Annotated in this window: 25 protein-coding genes and 1 pseudogene; 15 read left to right on the plus strand and 11 right to left on the minus strand. The window is 52.7% G+C overall.

Annotated elements, in window-relative coordinates:
- The 5 genes from ABYT07_RS05305 to ABYT07_RS05325 form a co-directional block, all read left to right on the plus strand.
- A partial coding sequence (locus ABYT07_RS05305) for a DMT family transporter (RefSeq protein WP_372989964.1) occupies positions 1-472 on the plus strand: 472 nt, incomplete at its 5' end.
- A gap of 36 nt (positions 473-508) precedes the next feature.
- Positions 509-1,600 (plus strand): cupin domain-containing protein, encoded by a 1,092-nt coding sequence (locus tag ABYT07_RS05310; RefSeq protein ID WP_372989965.1) that lies wholly within the window; start codon positions 509-511, stop codon positions 1,598-1,600.
- Positions 1,601-1,862: 262 nt separating this feature from the next.
- Positions 1,863-2,483, plus strand: a complete 621-nt coding sequence (locus ABYT07_RS05315; RefSeq protein WP_372989966.1) for a queuosine precursor transporter — start codon at positions 1,863-1,865, stop codon at positions 2,481-2,483.
- A gap of 439 nt (positions 2,484-2,922) precedes the next feature.
- Positions 2,923-3,345 (plus strand): alternative ribosome rescue aminoacyl-tRNA hydrolase ArfB, encoded by a 423-nt coding sequence (gene arfB / locus ABYT07_RS05320; RefSeq protein ID WP_372989967.1) that lies wholly within the window; start codon positions 2,923-2,925, stop codon positions 3,343-3,345.
- A 97-nt stretch (positions 3,346-3,442) separates the two neighbouring features.
- Entirely contained in the window at positions 3,443-4,348 is a 906-nt protein-coding gene (locus ABYT07_RS05325; protein WP_372989968.1) for a DMT family transporter, read from the plus strand.
- Here the strand turns inward: ABYT07_RS05325 and pncB are convergent.
- Together pncB and pncA are read right to left on the minus strand one after the other, a co-directional pair.
- Entirely contained in the window at positions 4,345-5,637 is a 1,293-nt protein-coding gene (pncB, locus tag ABYT07_RS05330; protein WP_372989969.1) for a nicotinate phosphoribosyltransferase, read from the minus strand. The two genes, ABYT07_RS05325 and pncB, sit on opposite strands and share 4 nt — an antisense overlap.
- A gap of 99 nt (positions 5,638-5,736) precedes the next feature.
- The gene (gene pncA, locus ABYT07_RS05335) at positions 5,737-6,333 is read right to left on the minus strand and encodes a bifunctional nicotinamidase/pyrazinamidase (RefSeq protein WP_372989970.1); all 597 of its coding nucleotides are present in this window, start codon (positions 6,331-6,333) and stop codon (positions 5,737-5,739) included.
- A 103-nt stretch (positions 6,334-6,436) separates the two neighbouring features.
- On the opposite strand from pncA, the gene ABYT07_RS05340 reads away from it, so the two are divergent.
- The 6 genes from ABYT07_RS05340 to ABYT07_RS05365 all read left to right on the plus strand — a co-directional run bounded on the left by ABYT07_RS05340 (position 6,437) and on the right by ABYT07_RS05365 (position 13,267).
- Positions 6,437-7,336, plus strand: coding sequence for a rhodanese-related sulfurtransferase (locus ABYT07_RS05340; protein WP_372989971.1), 900 nt, complete (start codon positions 6,437-6,439; stop codon positions 7,334-7,336).
- 83 nt (positions 7,337-7,419) lie between these two features.
- Positions 7,420-8,256, plus strand: coding sequence for a flagellar motor protein MotB (locus tag ABYT07_RS05345; protein WP_372989972.1), 837 nt, complete (start codon positions 7,420-7,422; stop codon positions 8,254-8,256).
- Between the two features lie 106 nt (positions 8,257-8,362).
- Complete coding sequence (locus ABYT07_RS05350; protein WP_372989973.1) at positions 8,363-9,661, plus strand: flagellar hook protein FlgE; 1,299 nt, start codon at positions 8,363-8,365, stop codon at positions 9,659-9,661.
- A gap of 43 nt (positions 9,662-9,704) precedes the next feature.
- Positions 9,705-11,159, plus strand: coding sequence for a flagellar hook-associated protein FlgK (gene flgK / locus ABYT07_RS05355; RefSeq protein WP_372989974.1), 1,455 nt, complete (start codon positions 9,705-9,707; stop codon positions 11,157-11,159).
- A 3-nt stretch (positions 11,160-11,162) separates the two neighbouring features.
- Entirely contained in the window at positions 11,163-12,167 is a 1,005-nt protein-coding gene (locus ABYT07_RS05360) for a flagellin (RefSeq protein WP_372989975.1), read from the plus strand.
- Positions 12,164-13,267 (plus strand): flagellar basal body P-ring protein FlgI, encoded by a 1,104-nt coding sequence (locus ABYT07_RS05365; protein WP_372989976.1) that lies wholly within the window; start codon positions 12,164-12,166, stop codon positions 13,265-13,267. The genes ABYT07_RS05360 and ABYT07_RS05365 overlap by 4 nt, the downstream gene beginning before the upstream one ends.
- A gap of 150 nt (positions 13,268-13,417) precedes the next feature.
- On the opposite strand, the pseudogene ABYT07_RS05370 reads toward ABYT07_RS05365, so the two are convergent.
- A pseudogene (locus ABYT07_RS05370) lies at positions 13,418-13,719 on the minus strand (hypothetical protein); the annotation flags it as partial.
- A 198-nt stretch (positions 13,720-13,917) separates the two neighbouring features.
- Between ABYT07_RS05370 and flhA the strand changes: the two are divergent.
- Genes flhA through ABYT07_RS05390 form a run of 4 tightly spaced genes read left to right on the plus strand, consistent with a single transcriptional unit; the run spans position 13,918 to position 18,270 of the window.
- Complete coding sequence (flhA, locus tag ABYT07_RS05375; protein WP_372989977.1) at positions 13,918-16,005, plus strand: flagellar biosynthesis protein FlhA; 2,088 nt, start codon at positions 13,918-13,920, stop codon at positions 16,003-16,005.
- Positions 16,002-16,778: a flagellar biosynthetic protein FliR gene (locus ABYT07_RS05380; protein ID WP_372989978.1), complete on the plus strand. Its 777-nt coding sequence runs from the start codon at positions 16,002-16,004 to the stop codon at positions 16,776-16,778. The genes flhA and ABYT07_RS05380 overlap by 4 nt, the downstream gene beginning before the upstream one ends.
- A complete protein-coding gene (gene flhB, locus ABYT07_RS05385; protein WP_372989979.1) occupies positions 16,775-17,860 on the plus strand; it encodes a flagellar type III secretion system protein FlhB in 1,086 nt (361 codons plus the stop codon). Before ABYT07_RS05380 ends, flhB begins: the two co-directional genes overlap by 4 nt.
- The gene (locus ABYT07_RS05390) at positions 17,857-18,270 is read left to right on the plus strand and encodes a hypothetical protein (protein WP_372989980.1); all 414 of its coding nucleotides are present in this window, start codon (positions 17,857-17,859) and stop codon (positions 18,268-18,270) included. The genes flhB and ABYT07_RS05390 overlap by 4 nt, the downstream gene beginning before the upstream one ends.
- A 13-nt stretch (positions 18,271-18,283) precedes the next feature.
- On the opposite strand, the gene ABYT07_RS05395 is transcribed toward ABYT07_RS05390, so the two are convergent.
- From ABYT07_RS05395 to flgC, 8 genes are read right to left on the minus strand one after another with little or no spacing between them, the layout of a single operon-like run.
- Positions 18,284-18,790 (minus strand): flagellar basal body-associated FliL family protein, encoded by a 507-nt coding sequence (locus ABYT07_RS05395; protein WP_372989981.1) that lies wholly within the window; start codon positions 18,788-18,790, stop codon positions 18,284-18,286.
- A gap of 12 nt (positions 18,791-18,802) precedes the next feature.
- Positions 18,803-19,531 carry a flagellar basal body L-ring protein FlgH gene (gene flgH, locus ABYT07_RS05400; protein WP_372989982.1) on the minus strand — a complete coding sequence of 243 codons (729 nt, stop codon included), beginning with the start codon at positions 19,529-19,531 and terminating at the stop codon, positions 18,803-18,805.
- Positions 19,532-19,541: 10 nt separating this feature from the next.
- On the minus strand, positions 19,542-19,961 hold the full coding sequence (gene flgA / locus ABYT07_RS05405) for a flagellar basal body P-ring formation chaperone FlgA (RefSeq protein ID WP_372989983.1): 420 nt from the start codon (positions 19,959-19,961) through the stop codon (positions 19,542-19,544).
- Positions 19,961-20,746 (minus strand): flagellar basal-body rod protein FlgG, encoded by a 786-nt coding sequence (gene flgG, locus ABYT07_RS05410; protein ID WP_372989984.1) that lies wholly within the window; start codon positions 20,744-20,746, stop codon positions 19,961-19,963. The genes flgA and flgG overlap by 1 nt, the downstream gene beginning before the upstream one ends.
- A gap of 28 nt (positions 20,747-20,774) precedes the next feature.
- The gene (locus ABYT07_RS05415) at positions 20,775-21,488 is read right to left on the minus strand and encodes a flagellar hook-basal body complex protein (protein ID WP_372989985.1); all 714 of its coding nucleotides are present in this window, start codon (positions 21,486-21,488) and stop codon (positions 20,775-20,777) included.
- 1 nt (position 21,489) lies between these two features.
- Complete coding sequence (locus ABYT07_RS05420) at positions 21,490-21,759, minus strand: flagellar biosynthetic protein FliQ (RefSeq protein WP_372989986.1); 270 nt, start codon at positions 21,757-21,759, stop codon at positions 21,490-21,492.
- Positions 21,759-22,040 carry a flagellar hook-basal body complex protein FliE gene (gene fliE, locus ABYT07_RS05425; protein WP_372989987.1) on the minus strand — a complete coding sequence of 94 codons (282 nt, stop codon included), beginning with the start codon at positions 22,038-22,040 and terminating at the stop codon, positions 21,759-21,761. The genes ABYT07_RS05420 and fliE overlap by 1 nt, the downstream gene beginning before the upstream one ends.
- Before the next feature lie 30 nt (positions 22,041-22,070).
- Positions 22,071-22,463 (minus strand): flagellar basal body rod protein FlgC, encoded by a 393-nt coding sequence (flgC, locus tag ABYT07_RS05430; protein WP_372989988.1) that lies wholly within the window; start codon positions 22,461-22,463, stop codon positions 22,071-22,073.
- Between the last annotated feature and the right edge of the window lie 9 nt (positions 22,464-22,472).

The following is a 22,472-nucleotide window of genomic DNA, read 5'->3' on the forward strand; positions in this document are numbered from 1 at the left end:
CAAGATCGGAGGTCAGGAACGTCGCGAGGTGCTGCTGCTGTATCCACTGTTGGCGAATTTCGTGGTGATGCTCTGCCTGTTGCCCTTCGTCTATGTCCCCATGCCGATTGAGGATTTGGGGCTGGTGCTGGCGGTATCTGTGCTGGCAGTCCTTGCGATGACCCTGATGATCCGCGCCTATACCCTTGCCGATGCAGCACTGGTCGCACCGATGCAATACAGCCAGATCATCTGGGCCGCGCTGTTTGGCTGGCTGTTTTTTGATGAGACGACGGACCTGATGACATTCCTTGGTGCGGGGATCATCATCACCAGCGGCATCTATATTGTCGTACGTGAAACTGGCGGTGCGGTATCGCTGAACAAACCCGTGCTGCGCGCCCTCAGCCGCCGCCCCGAAATGGGCGGTCTGCCCCGCATCAGTGTCGCCAGTCCCGAGACCCAACAGACCGTTGAGGATGCCAGCGATTAGTGCCAGTGTCCCCGCAAACCACACCGGAAGCCTGATATGACACACTCGATCCAAGCCGAAGTGCTGCTCCCCACTCAAGAGCTGCGCGATGACCTGCCCTTCTATACCAAAACGCTTGGCCTGCGGCTGGACAGTATCTTTCCCGCAGATGATCCATCGGTGGCCAGCTTTTCCGGTCACGGCCTGCGCATCCGCATCGAAAAGGGTGCCGACGTGCCCCCCGGAAAAATCCGCATCCTGACCGATGATCCTGACGATTTTGCGGAGGGGGCCCGCGCGTTGGTGGCACCCAACGGCACACGGATCGAAATCGCCCCACTGTCGCCAACCGTCGATCAACCCCAGACACAGCACGAATTTGCCGTGCGCCGCCTGCGTGACGAGGCCCCTTGGGTCATTGGCCGCGCGGGCATGCACTACCGTGATCTGATCCCCTCGCGGCTTGGCGGGTCGATCATCGCCAGCCACATCCGCATCCCCGATGGGGGGCCTGTGCCGGACATGGTGCATTACCACACGGTCGGGTTCCAGCTGATCTTTTGCTACCGCGGTTGGGTTGATGTCTTGTACGAAGACCAAGGAGACCTGATCCGCCTGCACGCGGGCGACTGCGTCACCCAACCCCCCGGCATCCGCCACCGCGTGGTTGAGGCTTCGCCCAACATCGAGGTGATCGAAATCGGTGTGCCGGCCGAACATGTCACAACCATCGACCACGACATGGCCCTGCCCAATGGGAAAGGCGACCCAATGCGCGAATGGGACGGCCAGCGTTTTGTGCATCACCTGAAAGACGGGGCAGTCTGGCAGCCGTTCCGCATCCCCGGCTTTCACGCGCGCGACACAGGCATCAGCGATGGCACCCGAGGGATTGCAGGCATTCAGGTTGTGCGCGTTGACGCAGGCACGCCGCCGCCCAGCAAACACGACGCTGACATCCATTTTACCTTTGTCATGGAAGGGTCAATGACCCTGACTGCCGAAGGCCAGCCCCCCCGTGATTTGCAGCCGGGCGACGCCTTTGTCATCCCGCCGGGAATGGTCGCGCAATACACAGACTGCTCGCCTAATCTTGAACTGCTCGAGGCAGGATTGCGGGGCGATTTCAAGACCGTGCTGCTGGGCTAACGCAGAAGCGCCGAAACGTGTTGGACCGCGCGCTTGGCCTGATAGGCTACGTTGAACGATCTGACTGGGCTCAACGACCAAGGCTTGCTAAAAATTATCGGTGATACCCCCACAGCCGAGGCAAACTAGCCCCTGCTTGCCACGACGGGAAACTGTCCGCGTCATCACATTGCTTGCAAGATGCAGTTCCTGCGCTTAAAGGGGGCCGGTCTTCGATCCCCGCAGGCCAAGTCGCCGCACCCTTGCAAAAAACGGTTAATATATGACACGCACACATCTTCCTGGCATCCTTGCCATGGCTGCCATCGTTGTGGCTTCGAACATTCTGGTCCAGTTTCTCTACGGGCAATGGCTCACTTGGGGCGCTTTCACTTACCCCTTTGCCTTCCTCGTCACAGATGTGATGAATCGCGTCTACGGCCAGGCCCCCGCCCGCCGTGTGGTTCTCACAGGGTTTGGCGTCGGCCTTGTCTGCTCGCTTGTCGGCACGCAGATCATGGGTGAATTCGGCCCTCTCGTTACTATCCGTATCGCGATCGGCTCAGGTCTCGCCTTCTTGGTCGCCCAATCGCTGGATGTCGCGATTTTCTCGGCGCTCCGGCAGGGAAAATGGTGGCGTGCGCCATTGGCCAGCACCTTGATCGGCAGCACAGTCGACACGGTTATATTCTTCTCGATAGCCTTCTCAGGGGCGCTGTCCTTTATTCACCTTGGTACAGACGTTTCCTGGGCGTCCGAAACCCTGCCGCTTCTGGGCATTGGCCCCATGGCCCCACTTTGGGTTTCCCTCGCAGTCGCGGACTGGTCGGTAAAGCTTGGCCTTGCCTTGATTGCACTGGTTCCCTTTCGCATGATCACAGCACGCCTGCTCAAGAATACCTGAAATGTGTCCCTCGGCTTCTCTGGCTTGAAAATATCCCAGGGAGTTTGAGGGACAGCGTCCCTCATCCGCAAAATAGATAGAATGCGGCTTTGCCGCTCAATTCAGCAGCCAGCTTGTTACATACAATTTTTTGTAATCAGGCGCAGAAACTGTTTTGACATTCAGTTTGATTGTGCGACGCTTCACGTGAGTTCAACAAATGTAAAGGAGGTGATCCAGTGTCAAGAACGGTATTGGAGCGAGGTGTCGGAACAGCTTGGGAGGATTCCCGCTAGGGCAGCCCTTGGCGGTTGAAGAAACCCGGGTGGATCGCTGATCTAACCGATCCCACCTCCGTAAACCATTCGATTGGGCCGCTCCTTAGCTGGGGCGGCCCTCTTCGCATCTCCCCCTTCACCTCGGGCCTCAGCAATGCGATAGTCAGGCCAAGGGGTAAACGATGCTGCACATTTCCAACGACATTGCCATTCAGGATTGGGAACTGACAGAGACGTTCATGCGCGCCTCTGGCCCCGGTGGTCAGAATGTTAACAAGGTCTCCAGCGCGGTCGAACTGCGGTTCGAGGCGGCCACCTCGCCCTCTCTGAGCGCTCCGGTCAAAACACGTCTGCGCAGACTGGCGGGGCGTCGCTGGACCACCGAAGGTGCCCTGGTGATCCAATGTGACGAAACCCGCAGTCAGGCCCGCAACCGTGAGATTGCGCGCAACAGGCTAAAGGATTTGATCATATCCGCCCTCACACCGCCCAAACGTCGGATTCCCACACGGCCGACTTTGGGATCGAAAAAGCGCCGCCTAAAAGAAAAGAAGGTGCGCGGCGAGGTCAAAAACCTGCGTGGCAAGGTTGATCCGAATACCTAGGGCAACATCATCACGACTGGCATTTTTTAATAGTCAAAACCACCCGCTCTGTTAGCCTGCTGCAGGCGGGAAATGCCCCGCAAGGGTACGCAAATCTATGCCGATGAACAAAACGACCCTCGCGATCATCTTTTCGCTGATCGCCTTGTTACTGTTTGATATGATGGGTTTGATCATCAAGCATCTGTCCCCGCATTACGGTGCCGCCGAACTGTCCGCCTATCGTAATATCGCAGGCTTGATCCCCGCTGGCATCGCCCTTTGGTGGTCACCGGAATGGCACAAAAACGGGCGTAGATTGAAAATCCGTCAGTGGCAGTTTGCGCTTATGCGCGGGTTTATTCTGACCTTCGCGCAGTTCTTCTTTTACCTGTCCCTTGGTCTGCTTACCTTTGCAACCGCATCAACCATTACCTATGCCAATGCCCCGATCATGGTTGCCTTGGCCGTGCTGCTGCTTGGCGAAAAGGTTGGCGTGCTGCGGTGGGGTGCCGTTCTGATGGGCTTTGTCGGTGTGATAATGGTCGTTGGGCCGGGGCGGGACTCCTTCCAGCCTGCGGCGCTCTTACCGTTGGCGGCTGCTGCGTGTTACGCCCTTGTCGCCGTCACTACCCGGATGATGGACGATGATGTGCCCAGCGCGTTGATAAACCTTTATTCATCCGGGTTTGCGGCGGCAGGGTCTCTTTGTCTTGCCTTTTTCACCGTGGGTTTCAGCCCGCTCCGAGAGGCCACGGATATCTTCTGGATTGCCGCAATGGGCGGGTTCGGCGGTACGGCAGTCCTGTTTCTGGTCATATCATACCGCATGACCGAACAAAGCAACCTTGCCCCGTTCAGCTACTTCGGTATCCCCTTTGCCTTTGGGCTTGGGTGGCTTTTCTACGGCGAAGCGCCGTGGTCCGAACTTTTCCCGGGCGCGTTACTGATTGTTGCAGGCGGCCTTTTGATCGTCTGGAGAGAACGTCGCCAGCGTGTAAAAGACGCAAAGATCGCCGCTTAGACGATCACCTTTTGCGCCGTTTGATCCCCGACATCAAAGACACGTTTATAGCGGTCGATCTCGCTTTGAGGGCCCATAGCCTTGTTGGGATTGTCTGAAAGCTTAACGGTTGGACGGCCGTTTGCCGCCACGGCTTTGCACACAAGGCTGAACGGGGCCAGCGCATCGTCGGGGGTCAAGCCGCGGAAATCATTCGTCAGCAATGTGCCCCAACCAAAGGAAGCTGTCACTTTGCCTGCAAACTGACGGTGCAATTCTTTGATCTTGGCCACGTCCAAACCGTCGCTAAAGATTAACCGCTTTGTGCTGGGATCTTCGCCGCGCGATGTCCACCAATCGATTGCGATCTGGGCAGCCGTCGCAGGGTCACCACTGTCAATCCGGATGCCTGTCCAACTTGCCAGCCAGTCAGGCGCATTGTCCAAAAAGCCTTGTGTGCCATAGGTATCAGGCAGAATGATCCTAAGGTTTCCATCGTGTTCATCCTGCCAATCTTGCAAAACATCATAGGGGGCCTGCGCAAGTGCAGCATCATCTTCGGCCAAAGCAGCATAAACCATAGGCAGCTCATGGGCGTTCGTGCCAATCGCCTCGACTTCGCGGTCCATGGCGATCTTGCAATTTGACGTCCCGGTAAAGGCGCTCCCCAGCCCTTCTTGCATGGCCTGCACGCACCAGTCTTGCCACAAGAACGAATGGCGCCGCCGCGTGCCGAAATCTGCGATTGAAAGGTTTTGAATCTCACGTAGCTCTTCGATTTTTTCCCAAACTCTCGTCATGCCACGCGCATAAAGCACTTGCAGTTCGAACTTGCCCATCCGATCAAGCACGGCGCGGCCACGCAGTTCCATCAACACGGCCAGCGCCGGAATTTCCCAAAGCATCACCTCGGGCCACGACCCTTCAAACGTCAGTTCGTATTGGTCGCCAACGCGTTCCAGATGATAGGGCGGCAGGCGCAGGCCTTCAAACCACTCCATGAAATCGGGGCGGAACATCTGGCGCTTGCCATAAAAGGTGTTGCCACGCAGCCAAGTGCTTTCTCCACGGCTCAGGCTAAGCGAGCGGATATGGTCCAGCTGCTCGCGCAGTTCGCCTTCGTCGATCAGGTCGGCCAGCGGGATATGTTTGGATCGGTTGATCAGGCTGAAGGTGACTTGGGTTTCCGGCTTGTTGCGGAAAACCGACTGGCACATCAACAGCTTATAAAAATCCGTGTCGATCAACGACCGCACGATCGGATCGATCTTCCATTTGTGGTTCCAGACACGTGCGGCGATATCAACCATTGGGGACCCCTTTGCGAATAACCCGCTTTTGACAAAGATACAGGTCTGGTGACAAGGGGAAAGGCATGGGCATGAAAACACGCCTTTTCCAAAGGTCTGTCATGTTAATGCCACGCCGGCACCCGTCATCGCCTCAATTGCTGCGTCCAGTGACCCGTTCAGATCTATCGCGCGACATAGATCCCGGCGCACATCGACCTGGAACCCCAGTCTGGCGGCATCAACGGCAGAATAATTGACGCAAAAATCAAGGGCGAGGCCAACCATCGTCAGTTGCATGATTTCCCGCGTGCGCAGATAACCATAAAGGCCCGTCGGGGTTGTCTTGTCGTTTTCAAAGAATGCAGAATAGCTATCAATCTCGGGCGTGTACCCTTTGCGCAGGATCAGATCAGCGCTTGTTTGATCCAACAAGGCATGAAAATCGGCACCCTCGCTGCCTTGAATGCAGTGATCCGGCCAAAGCACCTGCGAACCATATGGCATCTCGATCATGTCATAGGGTGCCTTGCCCGCATGCGAAGATGCAAAAGACGAATGTCCCGCGGGATGCCAGTCTTGGGTCAGAATGACGGCGTCAGCCTCGGCCATCAGGGCATTGATGCCAGCGATGATTCGATCACCCTCGGGCACCGCAAGCGCCCCACCCGGGCAGAAATCATTTTGCACATCGATAACAATCAGGGCTTTGGTCATCATAAATTCCTTGTCTTCGAGGCATTTTAACATTGTTTGCACCAAGAGGCAGGCTGAAACCGCCCTCTTGCCCCAAACCGTCCAGAGGCGTATCTGAACGCCCATGTATACAATCGCTGCTCTATACCACTTTAGCCGTTTCATTGACCCGGACAGCTTGCGCGCACCGCTTAAAGCGTTGTGCGAGGCGCAGGGGGTAAAAGGCACGCTGCTTGTCGCCGGCGAAGGGATCAACGGTACTATCGCTGGCCCTGCTGCTGGGATCGATGCGGTCATCGCTCATATCCGCGCTCTTCCCGGCTGTGCCGATCTTGAATGGAAGCGCAGCACCGCGACCGAACCGCCTTTCGGCAAAATGAAAGTGCGGCTTAAGCGCGAGATCGTAACCATGGGACAGCCTGACGTCGATCCGCTTGCTCGGGTTGGTCACTATGTTGACCCAACCGAATGGAACGATCTGATCGGGCGCGACGATGTCGCCGTGATCGATACCCGCAATGATTACGAAGTCGCGATCGGTACATTTGATGGAGCGATCGACCCGAAAACCCAAAGCTTTGGCGAGTTTCCCGCCTGGTGGGAGGCCAACAAGGCCCGGTTTCACAACAAGAAGATCGCGATGTTCTGCACGGGCGGGATTCGCTGCGAGAAGTCTACGAATTACTTGATTGGCCAAGGGGTTGAAGACGTATTCCATCTGAAAGGTGGCATTCTGAAGTATCTCGAAGACGTCCCCCAAGAGGAAAGCAGCTGGCAAGGTGATTGCTTTGTCTTCGACAATCGGGTGAGCGTAGGACACGGCCTGAAAGAAGGCCCGCATATGCTGTGCCATGGGTGCCGCCGACCGATTTTACCAGAAGATACAGTACGAACAGGCTATGAAGAAGGGGTCAGCTGCCATCAATGTGTGGCCGAAACCGCCGAAGCCGACAAGGCACGGTTCCGCGAACGGCAGCACCAAATATTGCTGTCCCGGGCGCGCGGCGAAGACCATCTGGGCTAAGATTACCTAGAATTAGAGATGTTAAGTCCAGTGTAACGCCTTACCCGCTAAACCTTATCTTGGGTGAATTAGAGGTGGTGGAAATGGCGGCGCATGCTAATGCGGCACCAGTCATCATTAAACGTAAAAAAGTAGTCAAAGGCGGCGGGCACCATGGTGGTGCCTGGAAAGTCGCTTACGCGGACTTCGTGACCGCAATGATGGCCTTTTTTATGTTGATGTGGCTGCTGAACGCGACAACAGAACAACAACGCAAAGGTCTTGCTGATTACTTTACGCCGACGATTGCGATCAATCGAATTTCAGGCGGCGGTGACGGCAATTTCGGTGGCGAAAGCATTTTCACGGAAATGACTTTGCCAAAGAATGGCACAGGCGCGACCACGCCTATGATGCCGATCGAGGGTCAAGAAAAAGGCGACGTTGGTGCTGGTACCGACGGGCCGGATGCTGAAGGAAATAGCGAGCTTTTTAAGGTGATCGATGCCGACTTGATGGGGCGCGGGGGGGAATCCATGGTTATGGATAACATTTCCCGTCATGTCATCACGCGGCAAACCGACGAGGGCATGGTGATCGAGCTTTTCGATGTCGAAGGCGTCCCCTTGTTTAAGGCCGGTGGCGATCAACCCACACAAATGTTGAGAGACCTGTTAGAAGTTATCGTCGATGCTTCCAAAATTGTGACCAACAAGATTGCTGTCGCGGCGCACGTCCGGTCAAACCCTATCGTTGCGGTCGCGAACCCGGTTTGGGATTTGTCTGCACAACGGGCAAACCAGACACGAAAACTGCTTGAAAAGCTTGGCATTGAACCGAACCGAATCGAACGGGTAAGCGGCTTCGCAGATCGGAAACCGGCGACGGTCGATACAATGGACGTGCGCAATAACAGGGTTGAGTTCATCTTATTGAGGTAGACACCGCAGATTCATCTAGATCAGATTTTATCTGTTAGCCCGGTGTTAAGTGAGCGTGCCCTATCAGTTAACCCAACAACGGTTGGAACAGCAGAAAGGCTCGCGCATGACCATTTCATCTTCGCTCAACGCAGGGGTTGCAGGATTGCAAGCTAATGCGACACGGTTAGCAGCCGTTTCAGATAATATCGCGAATTCATCGACCTACGGGTACAAGCGGGTTGTAACCGATTTTAATTCATTGGTTTTATCAGAGGGGTCATCGTCCTATACGGCGGGCGGGGTGCGGGCCAGTTCACAGCGCTTGATCAGCGAAGATGGTGCATTGGTCAGCACGTCAAACTCTACTGATTTGGCCGTACGGGGTCGGGGCTTCTTGCCGGTAACAACCGCGACCGAGTTTAACGCAAACTCCGAGTCTCCCGAAATGATGCTTACCACAACCGGTTCATTCCGGTTGGACGCAGAAGGGTTCCTCAAAACAGAAAGCGGCCTTCTTTTGATGGGGTGGCCTGCGAACGCGGACGGTAGCATTCCGATTTATCCTCGTGATACGGACGATGGCTTGCAAGCTGTGCAATTTGCGCTGAACCTTAACGGCGACCCAACGACACGTGTCGATATGAGCTTGAACTTACCCGCAACAGCAACAGCTGCAGGCGGCAGTGGTGAAGCACAAATCCTATCCATTGAATATTTCGATAACCTTGGAACGTCCAAGAGCATCTCGATGGAGTTCACACCAAACGTACCAGCAACGGGAACAACGAACGAATGGAATGTGAAGCTGCGGGATTCTGCGCAGAACAATTCAGTCGTAGGTGAATATACGATCCTATTCGATGACAGCCGCGCTTTGGGCGGTACAATCGCATCAGTAACAACGCTCGTCGGCAACGCGTATGATCCCGCAACGGGCAGTCTTATCGTTGATGCCGCCAGCGGCCCGATTGAGTTCAACATCGGTGCTATCGGCAGTTCGTTCGGACTTTCTCAGCTTTCAGACAGCTTTGCGCCTATTGCCTTGACCAAAGATGGATCTCCAATCGGCAATATGGCTGGCGTTGAAGTGGACGAAAACGGATATGTAAATGCGATCTATGACAATGGTCTGCGCAACACAATCTATCAAATTCCGCTGATTGATATGCCGAATCCCGAAGGTTTGGTTTCAATTGATTCCCAGACATACCTGCCATCGACAAAAAGCGGAGCCTACTTCCTTTGGGATTCCGGCGAGGGACCAACAGGAGATATCAAAAGCTATTCCCGAGAAGAATCCACAACCGATGTAGCGACTGAGTTGACCACCATGATCAGAACTCAGCGTGCGTATTCCTCGAATGCGAAGGTCATCCAAACTGTGGATGAGATGCTTCAGGAAACGACGAATATCAAACGATAACTTTATCCGTTTGATCAAGGGTTGAGTCAGAAGAGGGATTGATATGAGTATTTCAGGGGCACTATCAAGTGCAATGCAAGGTCTTCGCGCAGCTGGGCGCGGATCAGAGGTAATTGCTGCTAATCTTTCGAACGTGCTTACGCCTGGCTATGGGGTACGCTCGCTTGAACTCTCTTCTGACACGACTGCAACACATGGCGGCGTCAAAATTGACGGCGTCAGCCGTCTGGTAAACGAAAGCATCGTTCACGACAAACGCATCGCAGAAGCGGGACAAGCAAATGCATCCGCAGTTCTAGACCTTTACATAAAGGTTGAGGACCTGCTTGGCGCGCCGGACGATCCTGCGTCCTTATCCGCGCAAACCGCGCAACTTGAAAAGAACCTGATCACCGCAGCAAGTCGCCCGGATGCGCCAGAGCGGTTATCTACAGTAGTGTCTTCAGCGCGCATTTTAGCAAACACTTTCAAAGAGGCTTCGGATGGGCTGCAATCCATTCGAACCACTGCGGACCGGACGATCGGCCTTCAGGTCGACCAACTTAACGCCGCCCTTTCGCAAGTCCAAGAACTGAACGCGCAAATCACGAAAACTCAAGTTCAAGGCAATAATAGTTCTGGTCTGCTGGACCAAAGGCAACGCGTTATTGATGAGATTAGCGTGCTGGTTCCGGTACGGACTGTTGCAAGAGATAATGGTCAGGTCGCGATCTATTCCACAGGTGGCGCTGTCTTGTTGGATAGTCTGGCAGCCGAAGTCGGCTTTGAGCGCTCTAATCTGGTCACCCCTTACATGAGCGAAAGTGCGGGTACGTTATCGGGTTTGACGATCAATGGAATCGTGTTCAGAACTGGCTCTACGAATGGTGTCCTCTCAGGCGGGTCTATCGCTGCTCAATTCGAAATTCGAGATGAAATCGCAGTCGAAGCACAGGCCCAAATTGACGCTCTGGCGCGCAATCTAGTGGAAAGATTCCAAGATCCAGCCGTTGATCCAAGTTTAGCTATCGGTGACGCCGGTCTGTTTACCGACGAGGGGAATTTTTTTGATCCCGCAAATGAAATCGGCTTGGCACAGCGACTTGTATTGAATGCAGCCATCGACCCGGATCAAGGTGGTCAAGCTTGGCGATTGAGGGATGGGATTGGCGCAACGACCACCGGTGATGTCGGCGACGCGACCCTCATCAATAATATGATTTCTGCGCTCTCCAGTGGCCACATTTCCTCTAGTGGACTGTTTAGCGGCGGGGCCTACTCAACAATCGATCTCACGTCGACGCTTGCATCGCATTACGGCGCCGAGCGTCTGAACGCTGAGCAAACCTTAAGCTTTAGTGCGACACAAGTAACGGAATTGACTGAACGCCTCATGAGCGAGGGGGTAGATAGCGATCAAGAGATGCAAAAACTCTTACTCGTTGAACAGGCCTTTGCTGCAAACGCTCGGATGATCCAAGCGGTTGATGAAATGATGCAAACCTTGCTGAGGATATAAATCATGAGCACCACATCACTCGGTGACCTTGCACAATCATTTATGCTTAGGCATCGCAATACTGCCCTGAAGCAAGATATGATGCGTCTTACTGAAGAGCTTTCGACCGGACAGGTAGCGGATGTACGCCAAGCACTTGCAGGCAATTACAGCTACATTACCGAACTTGAAAGAAACATGGAGGTTTTGGGCGCGTACCAAGTGGCGACCACCGAAGCACGGATATTTGCTGAAATCACCCAAACAGCACTTGGTCGATATGAAGAAGTTGGCGAAAAGCTTGCAAATAGCCTGATCGTTTCAGGGACATCGACAGTTGGAGCACAGGCTGCCGACACGGCTGAAGAGGCGAGGGTTACTGTTTCAGTTTTGATTGGAACACTTAACACAAAATCAGCTGGACGCAGTATTTTTGGTGGTACAGCAACCGATCGCCCGGCAACCGCTTCTGCGGAAACACTCTTAACCGAACTCAAGGCGGCTATAGCAGGAGCTGCGACTCCCGCTGATATGTTTTCGGCAGCGCAAGCATGGTTTGATGATCCAGCCGGGTTTGATAGTGTCATTTATCAAGGTGCGGCTGATACTCTTGCACCGGTCCAACTATCAGACAGTGACACAGTGTCCTTCGACACCCGCGCAACCGATGCACGGCTCAAGGATATGCTGCGCTTTGCTAGCCTTGCAGCCCTTGCGGAGGATCCATCCTTTGGGTTCAGCGGAGCGCAAAAAAGCAAGGTATTCGTTGACGCTGGGACATCGCTGTTAGGGGCCCGTGATTCTGTGATTTCCCTGCGGTCTAGAACAGGGTTTATCGAGGCGCAGATTGAGGGCATCTCAACACGGAATGCCGCTGAAATAACAAGTACAGAATTTGAAAAAAGCGCTCTCTTAAAGGTAGACCCTTTTGAGGCAGCAACAAAACTTGAAGAAGTTCAATTCCAATTGCAAAGTCTATATTCAGTAACCGTTCGGATGTCTCAGCTTTCTTTGGTCAATTTCCTATGATCCAAAATTTGATTGTAGCCCTCGCACTGGTTGTTTTGACCCTGCCCGCTCAGGCTGGGCCAGTGCGCATCAAAGATCTCGTCGATTTTGACGGCGTAAGGGAGAATGACCTTGTCGGGTATGGTCTTGTGGTCGGTTTGAACGGCTCGGGTGATGGTTTGCGCAATGCACCTTTCACCGAAGACATAATGACCAATATTCTGGAACGCCTTGGCGTCAACGTTACAGGAGAGCAATTCAGACCAAAAAATGTCGCCGCAGTCCTAGTGACCGCAACATTGCCTGCTTTTGCCCGTACCGGCAGTCAGATTGACGTGACCGTTTCCGCTATCGGAGATGCAAAGAGCTTGATGGGCGGAACTCTGATCATGACCCCACTCAATGCTGCGGATGGAGATATTTACGCCGTAGCACAAGGCACGATTATTGCAGGTGGCGCTGTGGCAGAGGGCGACGCTGGCGCTGTCATTCAAGGGGTCCCTACGTCTGGCGTGATTCCGTCCGGGGCTCGGGTGGAACGAGAAATTGATTTTCAGTTGTCCAGCTTGACAGATCTTAGACTTGCGTTGCGGGAAGGTGATTTCACAACCGCTATTAGAATCGAGCGGGCTATTAACCAAGAGTTCGGACGACAAGTCGCTGTCATGCTTGATAGTGGAACAGTCCAGCTTAACATCGAGAGAACGAGGATGCCTTCAGTTGCTCATGCGCTTGGTAGGATTGAGAACTTATCAGTTGAGCCAGAGCGGAAAGCACGCGTCGTTGTTGACCAGCGTTCCGGCACAATTGTCATGGGTGAAGATGTCCGAATTTCTCGCGTCGCGGTCTCGCAAGGCAATCTTGTTCTTCGGATTCAAGAGGAACCGATCGTAGTGCAACCCAATCCTTTTGCAGAGGGTGAAACCATAGTAGTGCCACGCACTCGAGCAGCCATTGAGGAACAGCCGGGAATCGGTCTTGCCGAAATACCTAATGGAACGTCACTCTCAGAAGTCATTGGTGGATTAAATGCATTAGGAGTATCCCCACGCGACATGATCGATATACTTAAAAGCATTAAGGCTGCCGGCGCTTTGCACGCAGAATTCGTTGTGCGCTGATAATAGCGTCGATTGAATAGAATTATTCCTAGCTACCATGAGCTTAATTGAAGCAGCTCTGCGTTTTGAGTAGTTTTATATCTTAATGCCTGGCAACTTTAACTCTCAAATGGGCGTTGTTACACAAATCAGCTTACGGCGCATTTCCCTTTAGCCCGAAGTGACTTTGCCTATGGTCTCTGTGACTGGTCTGCCAAGATCGATTGAGCACTGCGATACGGATTTGGATTTCCATAACCTGCCGGTCAAAGCCACCCGCGATGAGAATCTGGTCCATCAATTTCAAATAATGCATCCACTGATCGACAGGGTATTTCCGTAGGAAATGTCCCGATAGGTTTTGTCCTGACGTGGCTCCTGCGGTGATATCCGCTCCATCACCGCCACAGGGTACGGCCTAGGTACCGTGATACTTTTACGGCTTCGTTCCGGGCGGCGGCTCCTGCGCTTGTAGCGAACGGCCACTTCTCCCTAATATGCCCACAACAAAGAGGAGCTAAAAATCTTCTAGAATTTCTGCTTATTTCCAAAAACATCAGTTCCATTAATTTTATTCGTATAATTTGACGGTAAGTTTCACATAACCACCTTGGGCAGGGATGTTTTAACCTCAACCCCGCTTATGTGAGATCACTAGGAAAGGCCGTTAAATGAAAGAAAAGACATCATTTTCTTCATTCTTGAATCCCACCATATTTTTAGCCGTCGCTCTCATGACAATTATCGTCATGATGATTTTGCCAATGCCTTCGTGGGTCTTGGATGCCGGTCTCGCGGCCTCTTTCGCACTTGCGATTCTCATATTTACCGTAACGTTATTTATTGATCGCCCCCTAGATTTTTCAGCATTTCCGACAATCCTACTCGCCTCCTTGATGCTGCGCCTGTCTCTAAACGTATCTTCAACAAAGCTGATTATTGGTCAGGGGCATACAGGAACAAATGCTGCCGGAGACGTGATAGAAGGTTTTGCGCAATTCGTGATGGGCGGGTCCGTGTTCTTAGGGCTGGTTGTATTCTGTGTGCTTTTGATCGTCAATTTTATGGTCATCAACAAGGGCGCGACGCGCATGGCAGAGGTCGGCGCTCGCTTTGCCCTAGACGGCATGCCAGGCAAGCAGATGGCGATCGACAGCGACATGTCCGCTGGCGCAATCACCCATGAACAAGCACGTGAACGCCGGGAAAGGGAGCAGTTAGAAACAACGTTCTTCGGCTCATTGGATGGCGCGTCAAAATTCGTTAAAGGGGACGCAGTTGCCGGCTTGTTGATCACAATGCTTAACTTGGTCGCGGGTCTGATCATGGGTGTTGTTGTTCACGGAATGCCCGTCGGCCAAGCCTTTGAAACCTATGCGATACTCACGGTCGGGGACGGGCTTGTATCCCAGATTCCAGCCGTCATTATCTCAATTGCCTCAGCACTATTATTGGCTCGGGGCGGGACCTTGGGTGCGACTGATCTTGCTGTCTTTAATCAGCTTGGCAAACATCCTGCTGCTTTGGGTACCGTTGCAGTTCTGATGATCATGTTTGCACTATTCCCCGGGCTACCCTTCTTTCCGTTTCTATTTGGCGGTGCAGGTTTAGGGGTGGCTGCGTATATGACCTACCGAAGCGCGCAAAAGGCCAAATTGGAAACAGCATCTCCTAAAGTCAAAGACATAACTCCCAAAGAAAAGCCGTTGGGTGATATCCTTGAGCTTGATGATATTCATGTTGAGTTTGCACCAGATCTTGTGAACATGGTGCTTGATCCCGGCACAGGTCTGGATGCACGCATTGCGAACATGCGTACGCATGTTGCCTCTGTTTATGGGGTGATCCTGCCCGAAATTCGCCTGACGGACCACCCCGGCCTGCCGGTTGGAACATATATTTTGCGCATACAGGGCGTTGAACAAGCGCGCGCGCAACTAAATCCCGATCAAATACTTGCCCTTGCACCCGAAGATACAGTGCTGCTGCCACCGGGAAGCGACACAAAGGAGCCGGTTTATGGTGCCCCGGCACGTTGGATCAATAGTCGTGATCAGGAAGATGCTGCACTCGCCGGGATAACCTTGGTCACGCCGACTGAAATACTCGCCACACATCTGCTGGAAATCGTAAAACAAAACTTCAGCCGCCTTCTCACGCTAAAATCATTGCGGCGATTACTAAGCGAAATGGTCAATATTTCAAACCCGGCACGCGCAGAAGCAAACCGGAAGCTCTTGGACGAACTTATCCCCGACAAGGTCCCGATTGACGTGCTCCATAACGTTCTGAGGCTTCTTTTGGATGAACAAGTGTCCATTCGAAATCTTCCTCTTATCCTAGAAGCCACGGCGGAAGCGCGGGCACACAATTCTCAGTCAGAAGCGATTTGCGAATATGTGCGTCAGAAACTTGGCTTCCAATTGGTAGCCGAAATGCGACGACCAGACGGGAGTCTGCCCCTCGTGCAACTGGCACCGGAATGGGAGGATACATTTGAGACTTATCAAATTGACGCGGATCGCGGGCTAGATATTGCGTTACCGCCAGACATTTTCAATCGCCTGGCCGACGGCATGACCGCCAGCCTCTCACAGGCAAGCCAGAATGGAATATTTGCCGCAATCGTGACAAATACCCGCAGACGTCGTTTTCTTCGAACGGTCATGCGCGCCAAAGGGATTTCGAATCCTGTGCTCTCTTTCGAAGAAATTGGTTTGGACGCGCGGCCCTCACTAGTGGGAATGATCGCCGCTTGATACCGCTACAGGACAGTTTAACCCCCTTGGTCGCAGACGGGCTGTGGCAAGCGTTTGCCGTCTTTTTACGCATCGGCGCATTTGTCTCGATCATGCCCGCTTTCGGCGAATCAGTCATTCCAACACGTGTAAAGCTGGCGATTGCTTTCGCGTTCACATTGATCGTGTCTCCCGCAATTGAAGTCCCGTCATACGCGACCATTTTGCTTGGGGATCTCATTTGGTTAATTTTGTCCGAAACGATCAACGGCTTACTCTTGGGGATCGGACTTCGGTTGTTCATTCTGGCACTACAGACAACAGGTTCAATCGCGGCGCAATCGACGTCGCTTTCACAAATTCTAGGTGGCGCTGCCGTCGAACCCATTCCCGCTATGGCGTATATTCTGGTATTTGCGGCCTTGGCTTTGGCCGTCACCGCGGGGCTACATATTAAAGCTGCCGCTCTCCTTATTTATTCTTACGACACTCTTCCTATAGGACAATTCCCCAACCCATCGGATTTGTCCGAGTGGGGCCTTGCGCAGACGAGCCACGCTATGTCCCTCGCGTTCACTTTGGCCGCCCCGTTCGTCATTCTTTCTTTGCTCTATAATCTGGCGTTGGGTGCGATCAACAAAGCGATGCCGCAGCTTATGGTTGCCTTTGTGGGTGCGCCTGTGATTACCGCTGGCGGATTATTCATCCTTTGTATTGCCTCACCACTTTTGCTTAGCACATGGTTAGACGCGCTTGATGCATATTTGGCAAACCCGTTTGGGGCGCGGCCATGAGTGGTGAAGACGATGATTCAGACAAGTCATTTGAAGCAACTGCCGAGAAACTTTTGGAGGCTCGCCGTAAAGGTGATATCGCAAAATCCACCGATCTCATGACGGCTGCCGGCTATGCGGGTCTTTTTGTGGCGTTTGCCTATACCGGATCCGGAGGGATCACCCACATAAGCACAGCACTTATGGTCCTTTTGGATCAACCTGATCGCCTGATCGATCTCTTTTTCAACGGTGGTGCGGCCACTCCGACGGGCGGCTTGGTAACATCCATTCTTTTTCCAGCTCTCCCGATCTTTCTTCTCCCCGCAATTGCTGTGCTCCTTGCGATTGCCGCACAGCGCGCATTTGTCGTTGCCCCAAGCAAAATTGCCCCGAAGCTGTCGCGCATTTCATTGATTTCAAATGCTAAAAACAAGTTTGGTCGTAACGGTCTTTTCGAGTTTGCAAAAAGCTTTTTTAAGCTCTGCATCTATTCAATTTGCCTCGTACTTTTTATACGGGCCAACCTTCATGAAATGATTTCGGCGCTTCAAACAGATCCTGCATCTGCAATCTCACTCATGATTGAGATTTGTCTAAGCTTTTTGCTCGTTACGGTCGCTATATCGGCGACAATTGGCGGAGTAGACGCCCTGTGGCAGTATTTTGAACATTTACGAAAAAACAGGATGTCGAGAAAAGAAATTCAGGATGAACAAAAGAATTCCGAGGGTGATCCACATCTTAAACAAGAACGGCGGCAGCGGGCAATGATTGTCTCACAAAGTCAGATGATGGCCGATGTCCCCAAGGCAGATGTGGTTATCGTTAACCCGACGCATTACGCCGTCGCCCTGAAATGGAGCAGACTTCCGGGAGAAGCCCCCGTTTGCGTTGCAAAAGGTGTTGACGAAATCGCAAAAACCATACGCCTTAAGGCGGCCGAGGCAGGCGTCCCTCTTCATAGCGATCCTCCGACAGCACGCGCACTTCACGCCACCACCGAGATTGGCGACATGATCGCGCCGGAGCATTTTCAAGCCGTCGCCGCTGCGATCAGATTTGCTGAAGCAATGCGACTCAAGGCAAAGGCACGCGGATGAAAAAATTGAACCAACTGCTGCAGGTCGAGAGCCTTCTTGAGGTCCGATACCAAAAGCAACAGCAGAGCTTTCAACGTCTGGTTGCTCATGAAACGCGTCTGCGGAATGATATTATGCGGCTGAAGGAAAATGCGGTCGAAATGCGTGCCTCGCTATCCGAGGATGCAAAAATGAGAGCGGTCGGTGCAGATATCGCTTGGCAAGCATGGTTGGGGCGCAAGAAAGCAGCGCTAAACGGCGAACTTGTTCAGGTCTTAGCAATTAAGGAGCACCACCTGAAACAAGTTCGTACAGCCTATGGGAAACTGATCGTGGCGCGGGATCTTGCGGAAAATCTGCGCGGTGATATCAAAACGAAAAAGGCCCGGGATGAACTTGCCCAGGCCGTTAATCTATTTGCCAGCAAATAGTGTGCTTATTCTACTAGTAGTCTTGGCGGGCGATTTCAACGATCAGAACATCGTTGACCAGATCAGTTCCAATGTCTCTTTGAGCGACTTCCTTGAGGGCCCTTTTTAGGCCGCCAAGTTTTTCGATAGATGTAAATTCTCCATCAAAGCCACCAATATTTGCATGTGTGAAAAGAACCCTTAGAAATGAATCCCTCAACTTGGGTTCACGCCGAAGGATTTCGTCTTCTTGTCCTAATGGTGCCTCAATGCTCAAAGATAGAACGACCATTGCAGATACACGGTTATCGGTGACAATCGGAACGACGAACTGGTTGTTCATCTTAACGTAGTCCATTGCGGGGCTGGTGCCATCAGCTCCTTCCTCCGCAGACTTAGTTTCCTCCGAAGGTTTTTCGCCGTCAAGTTCTTCGGCGACATCTTCGGCAGGCTCAGGCGGTGGTGGGCGCAAGAACTTCCCAGCTGTCAAGCCAAGAGCAGCAGATATGACAAGCACAAGAATAGGTATCAGTTTTGCCATTTTGGAATGCTCCTAAAAGGGAAGAACGGCATCAAGCACTTGCTGACCGATCCGTGGCTGTTGCATGTCGGAAATCTGCCCACGTCCGCCATAAGAGACACGCGCCGAGGCAATCTTGTCGTAGGTAATTTCATTCTGCCGTGAGATGTCTTCAGACCGGACAAACCCTGTCACCAAAAGTTCGCGCAACTCAAAATTTACCCGCAATTCCTGTGTACCCGAGATGGACAAAACACCATTTGGCAATACATCAACCACAGTCGCAGCCACGCGTAGGGTTAACTTTTCCTTGCGCTTCACAGATCCATCCCCGGACGAGTTGCTTGATGAACTTAGTCCAACCAAATCGGCGGATGTAGCACCATCAGGTAGCTTTTCGTCCAAGCGCTGCGGGATGCCAAACAAACCCGGGACGGAAAGGGACTCGGATCCAGACCTTGATCTGTCGCTTTGATTGGAAATTTCGGCATTTTCATCAATCTGAATAACAACGGTCATGATATCACCGCGCTGCATTGCCCTGCGATCCCCCAAAAGGGAATTGCGTGTCCCGGACCAAAGCGATGATTGATCAACAATCCGCGCAGGTTCCAACCTGATCGGCAATGCCTCATAGACCATCGCATTATGTTCAGCGCTCTGCATCGGCTCACTGAAAGTCGGGGCACTTCCCATATGATCTGTTCGCGCGCAAGCCCCCGTGAAGGCGGCAATCGTCAAACCCAACACCACATTTTTCATCTTCAAATCCTTACTGCTTAATTTGGATTGTGCCATCCGGCTGGACTTGGCCAAATAATGTGGCGCGAGACGAAAGATTCATCACTCGGATATTGTCACCAACCCCACCCCGTTCCAGCGCGCGCGCTTCTGTTGCTATCCGCAGACCGCGGCCTTCGAAGAAGAGGCTGACAATCTGGTTTCGATCAACGATTGCCGGAGGCCCTATTTGATCCACCAGAATTGGACGACCTGCATAAAGAACAACTTTGGCTTCCTGGCCGATCACATCCCTTAGAAGATCAAACCCATCATCGTTGGAGCCATTACCAATCATAACATCCATTTCCGTGATGATCGCGTCAGCCCGAACAGTCCGCGTCGGAACGACCACCTGAGCCAAACACGGCGTGGCAAATACAAAAGCGAGGGTAACCAAAGTAATTTTCATCAGCGTATCTGCGTTGTTGCGCCCATCATCTGGTCCGCCGCTGAAATAACTTTTGCATTCATTTCGTAGCCGCGTTGAGCTTCAATAAGCTCAGTAATTTCGCGCACCGCATCAACCGAACTATCCTCTAGATAACCCTGTCGAAGCGTGCCAAGACCATTCAGGCCCGGTGTCGACACCAAGGCAGCACCGGACGCTTCAGTTTCGACGAATAGATTTCCCCCGATGGCCTCAAGTCCTTTGGCATTACTGAAACCGGACATCGTAAATTGACCCAAAAGCTGAGCGGCGATATTTCCATCAAAATAAGCGAACACCTCGCCGGACGCATTAATAGAAATACTTCGCGCGTCTTCCGGAATCACAATTTCCGGCGCAACGGGGAATCCATCGGAGGTCACGATAAGTCCCTCCCCCGTCCGCTTTAGACCTCCATCGCGGGTATAGGCCGCTTGGCCAGATGGCAGGGTAACCTCAAGAAAGCCTTTGCCTTCAATAGCAACATCAAGATCTCCACCTGTTACCGACAACGATCCTTGCGCAAGTTGCATTGACACTGCGGCTGGCCGGACCCCCAAGCCAAGCTGTACTCCGGTTGGTAAAACAGTACCGTCAGAGGCACTTACGGAACCGGCACGTGCCAATTGTTGATAGTGAAGATCAGAAAACTCAGCACGCCGGGCATTGTAACCCGTCGTGCTCATGTTCGCGAGGTTGTTCGAAATGGTTTCTACACGCATCTGCTGCGCGCTCATTCCCGTGGCTGCAATTTTTAGGGCACGCATGATGCACCTCCAGTTAATTTTCTAAAATTTATTGTGAAAGCGACTTCAAAGCGGTCCGAATGCGTTCGTCTTCGCTTTCAAGAAAGCTTTGCCCCATTTCGTAAGCCCGCTGGACTTCAACCATCCGTGCGAGCTGGCTGACCGCATCGACATTCGAACCTTCTGTAAAGCCTTGGACAACACGTGCATTTGCGGCGGGTTCGACGCCTTCATCCGCACGGAACATGACCCCGTCTTCGCGTACCATGCCCAATGGAGCAATCGGGCGTACGACACCAATTTGTGCGATTGGCGCGCCATTTACACTAAGTGTTCCATCACCTGACACCGCCAGATCACCGGCATCCGAGGGAACGAAAATAGGTGCACCGCCGGCATCCAAGACACGGAAACCATCATAGGTCACCAGTTCGCCTGCTGCATTTGGTGAAAATGACCCCGCTCGGGTCAATCTTTCGCCCGCTGGCGTTTCAATCAGAAAATAACCATCACCTTCAATTCCAAAATCGAAAGTCCCGTTCGTCTGCGTCAACGCACCTTGAATATAGTTCGTATTCTGAACGTTTGCGGTTCCCATCGACAACGACGCGCCACGATCCACGGATTGGACGAACTCGGAAAAAATCACCCCTTCGGACCTGTATCCCGTAGTTGCAGCATTCGCGATGTTATTCGCAACCATCTGCATTTCGCGGGCCAGGCCCATCTGCCGGGTCAGAATAGTGTAGCTGGCGTTATCCATTTTATCCTCCGATAATCAGGGGAATGATGCGGTCATGAAAAAACGAAACCAACGTTTCCGTCATGAAGCTCATTGAGACCCAAAACACCGCGCCAATCCCTGCGAGCTTTGGAACGAAAGTCAGGGTCATTTCTTGAATCGATGTAAGTGCCTGCACCAGACCAATGGTAACACCGGTTATCAACGCCACGGTCAAAATCGGGACCGAGATGATCAACGCAACCCAAAGGCCCTGACGCAAAGTGTCATAAAATATGACTTCATTCATCATCAGACAGGCATCCGCAGAATTTCTTGGTAGGCTTCGACAACCTTGTTTCTCACGGCAACTGCTGTTTCAACGACCAGCTCTGTCTGGGCAAGCGCTTGAACCAAGGCATGTGGATCAGCATCACCAATCATCGAATCCTTGGCGGTATGCTCACTTCGGGCCAAGGTATCCGCAAAGTCTAGTGCGATATCTTTCATAAAGGCCGAGGCATTTTCATCAGGGGTGACAGCGGGGATAGCCGCCGAGTATTTTTGAGCTGCGGAAATTGCTTTGATATCCATTCTGGATCTCCTTCGTTCTGGAAAAGGGGGTTAACGTCGCAAAAGATCCAATAGACCTGATGACATTTTGCGCGTCTGTTCGAACATCTTCAGATTGGCTTCATAGCTTCGCTGCGCTTCTTTTGCGTCTGCGAGTTCTATCAACAAATTGACGTTCGATCCGTCATATTGGCCGGTATCGTCGGCCAAGGGGTGCGCAGGGTCATAGACTTTTTCAAGCTCCGATTGATCAAGGTGAACCCTACCGGTCTTCACTTCTGCCGGTGCATCCCCCAAGGAAAACGCAGTCTGAAAGGAAACAAGTTTACGTCGGTAACCGGGCGTATCAGCGTTTGAAATATTCTCTGACAAGTGGCGGAGGCGGTTTGCCTGCGCACGCAGACCACTTGACGATACATCTAATGCTTTTGAAAAATCGCTCATAACTCAGCC

This window comes from Sulfitobacter sp., assembly GCF_041552635.1.
Lineage (GTDB): Bacteria > Pseudomonadota > Alphaproteobacteria > Rhodobacterales > Rhodobacteraceae > Sulfitobacter.

Bases quoted from the DNA above. Each gene is read 5' to 3' on its own strand.
- ABYT07_RS05310 (WP_372989965.1), top strand. From the start codon at position 509: ATGACACACTCGATCCAAGCCGAAGTGCTGCTCCCCACTCAAGAGCTG.
- ABYT07_RS05315 (WP_372989966.1), top strand. From the start codon at position 1,863: ATGACACGCACACATCTTCCTGGCATCCTTGCCATGGCTGCCATCGTT.
- arfB (WP_372989967.1), top strand. From the start codon at position 2,923: ATGCTGCACATTTCCAACGACATTGCCATTCAGGATTGGGAACTGACA.
- ABYT07_RS05325 (WP_372989968.1), top strand. From the start codon at position 3,443: ATGCCGATGAACAAAACGACCCTCGCGATCATCTTTTCGCTGATCGCC.
- pncB (WP_372989969.1), bottom strand. From the start codon at position 5,637: ATGGTTGATATCGCCGCACGTGTCTGGAACCACAAATGGAAGATCGAT.
- pncA (WP_372989970.1), bottom strand. From the start codon at position 6,333: ATGACCAAAGCCCTGATTGTTATCGATGTGCAAAATGATTTCTGCCCG.
- ABYT07_RS05340 (WP_372989971.1), top strand. From the start codon at position 6,437: ATGTATACAATCGCTGCTCTATACCACTTTAGCCGTTTCATTGACCCG.
- ABYT07_RS05345 (WP_372989972.1), top strand. From the start codon at position 7,420: ATGGCGGCGCATGCTAATGCGGCACCAGTCATCATTAAACGTAAAAAA.
- ABYT07_RS05350 (WP_372989973.1), top strand. From the start codon at position 8,363: ATGACCATTTCATCTTCGCTCAACGCAGGGGTTGCAGGATTGCAAGCT.
- flgK (WP_372989974.1), top strand. From the start codon at position 9,705: ATGAGTATTTCAGGGGCACTATCAAGTGCAATGCAAGGTCTTCGCGCA.
- ABYT07_RS05360 (WP_372989975.1), top strand. From the start codon at position 11,163: ATGAGCACCACATCACTCGGTGACCTTGCACAATCATTTATGCTTAGG.
- ABYT07_RS05365 (WP_372989976.1), top strand. From the start codon at position 12,164: ATGATCCAAAATTTGATTGTAGCCCTCGCACTGGTTGTTTTGACCCTG.
- flhA (WP_372989977.1), top strand. From the start codon at position 13,918: ATGAAAGAAAAGACATCATTTTCTTCATTCTTGAATCCCACCATATTT.
- flhB (WP_372989979.1), top strand. From the start codon at position 16,775: ATGAGTGGTGAAGACGATGATTCAGACAAGTCATTTGAAGCAACTGCC.
- ABYT07_RS05390 (WP_372989980.1), top strand. From the start codon at position 17,857: ATGAAAAAATTGAACCAACTGCTGCAGGTCGAGAGCCTTCTTGAGGTC.
- ABYT07_RS05395 (WP_372989981.1), bottom strand. From the start codon at position 18,790: ATGGCAAAACTGATACCTATTCTTGTGCTTGTCATATCTGCTGCTCTT.
- flgH (WP_372989982.1), bottom strand. From the start codon at position 19,531: ATGAAAAATGTGGTGTTGGGTTTGACGATTGCCGCCTTCACGGGGGCT.
- flgA (WP_372989983.1), bottom strand. From the start codon at position 19,961: ATGAAAATTACTTTGGTTACCCTCGCTTTTGTATTTGCCACGCCGTGT.
- flgG (WP_372989984.1), bottom strand. From the start codon at position 20,746: ATGCGTGCCCTAAAAATTGCAGCCACGGGAATGAGCGCGCAGCAGATG.
- ABYT07_RS05415 (WP_372989985.1), bottom strand. From the start codon at position 21,488: ATGGATAACGCCAGCTACACTATTCTGACCCGGCAGATGGGCCTGGCC.
- ABYT07_RS05420 (WP_372989986.1), bottom strand. From the start codon at position 21,759: ATGATGAATGAAGTCATATTTTATGACACTTTGCGTCAGGGCCTTTGG.
- fliE (WP_372989987.1), bottom strand. From the start codon at position 22,040: ATGGATATCAAAGCAATTTCCGCAGCTCAAAAATACTCGGCGGCTATC.
- flgC (WP_372989988.1), bottom strand. From the start codon at position 22,463: ATGAGCGATTTTTCAAAAGCATTAGATGTATCGTCAAGTGGTCTGCGT.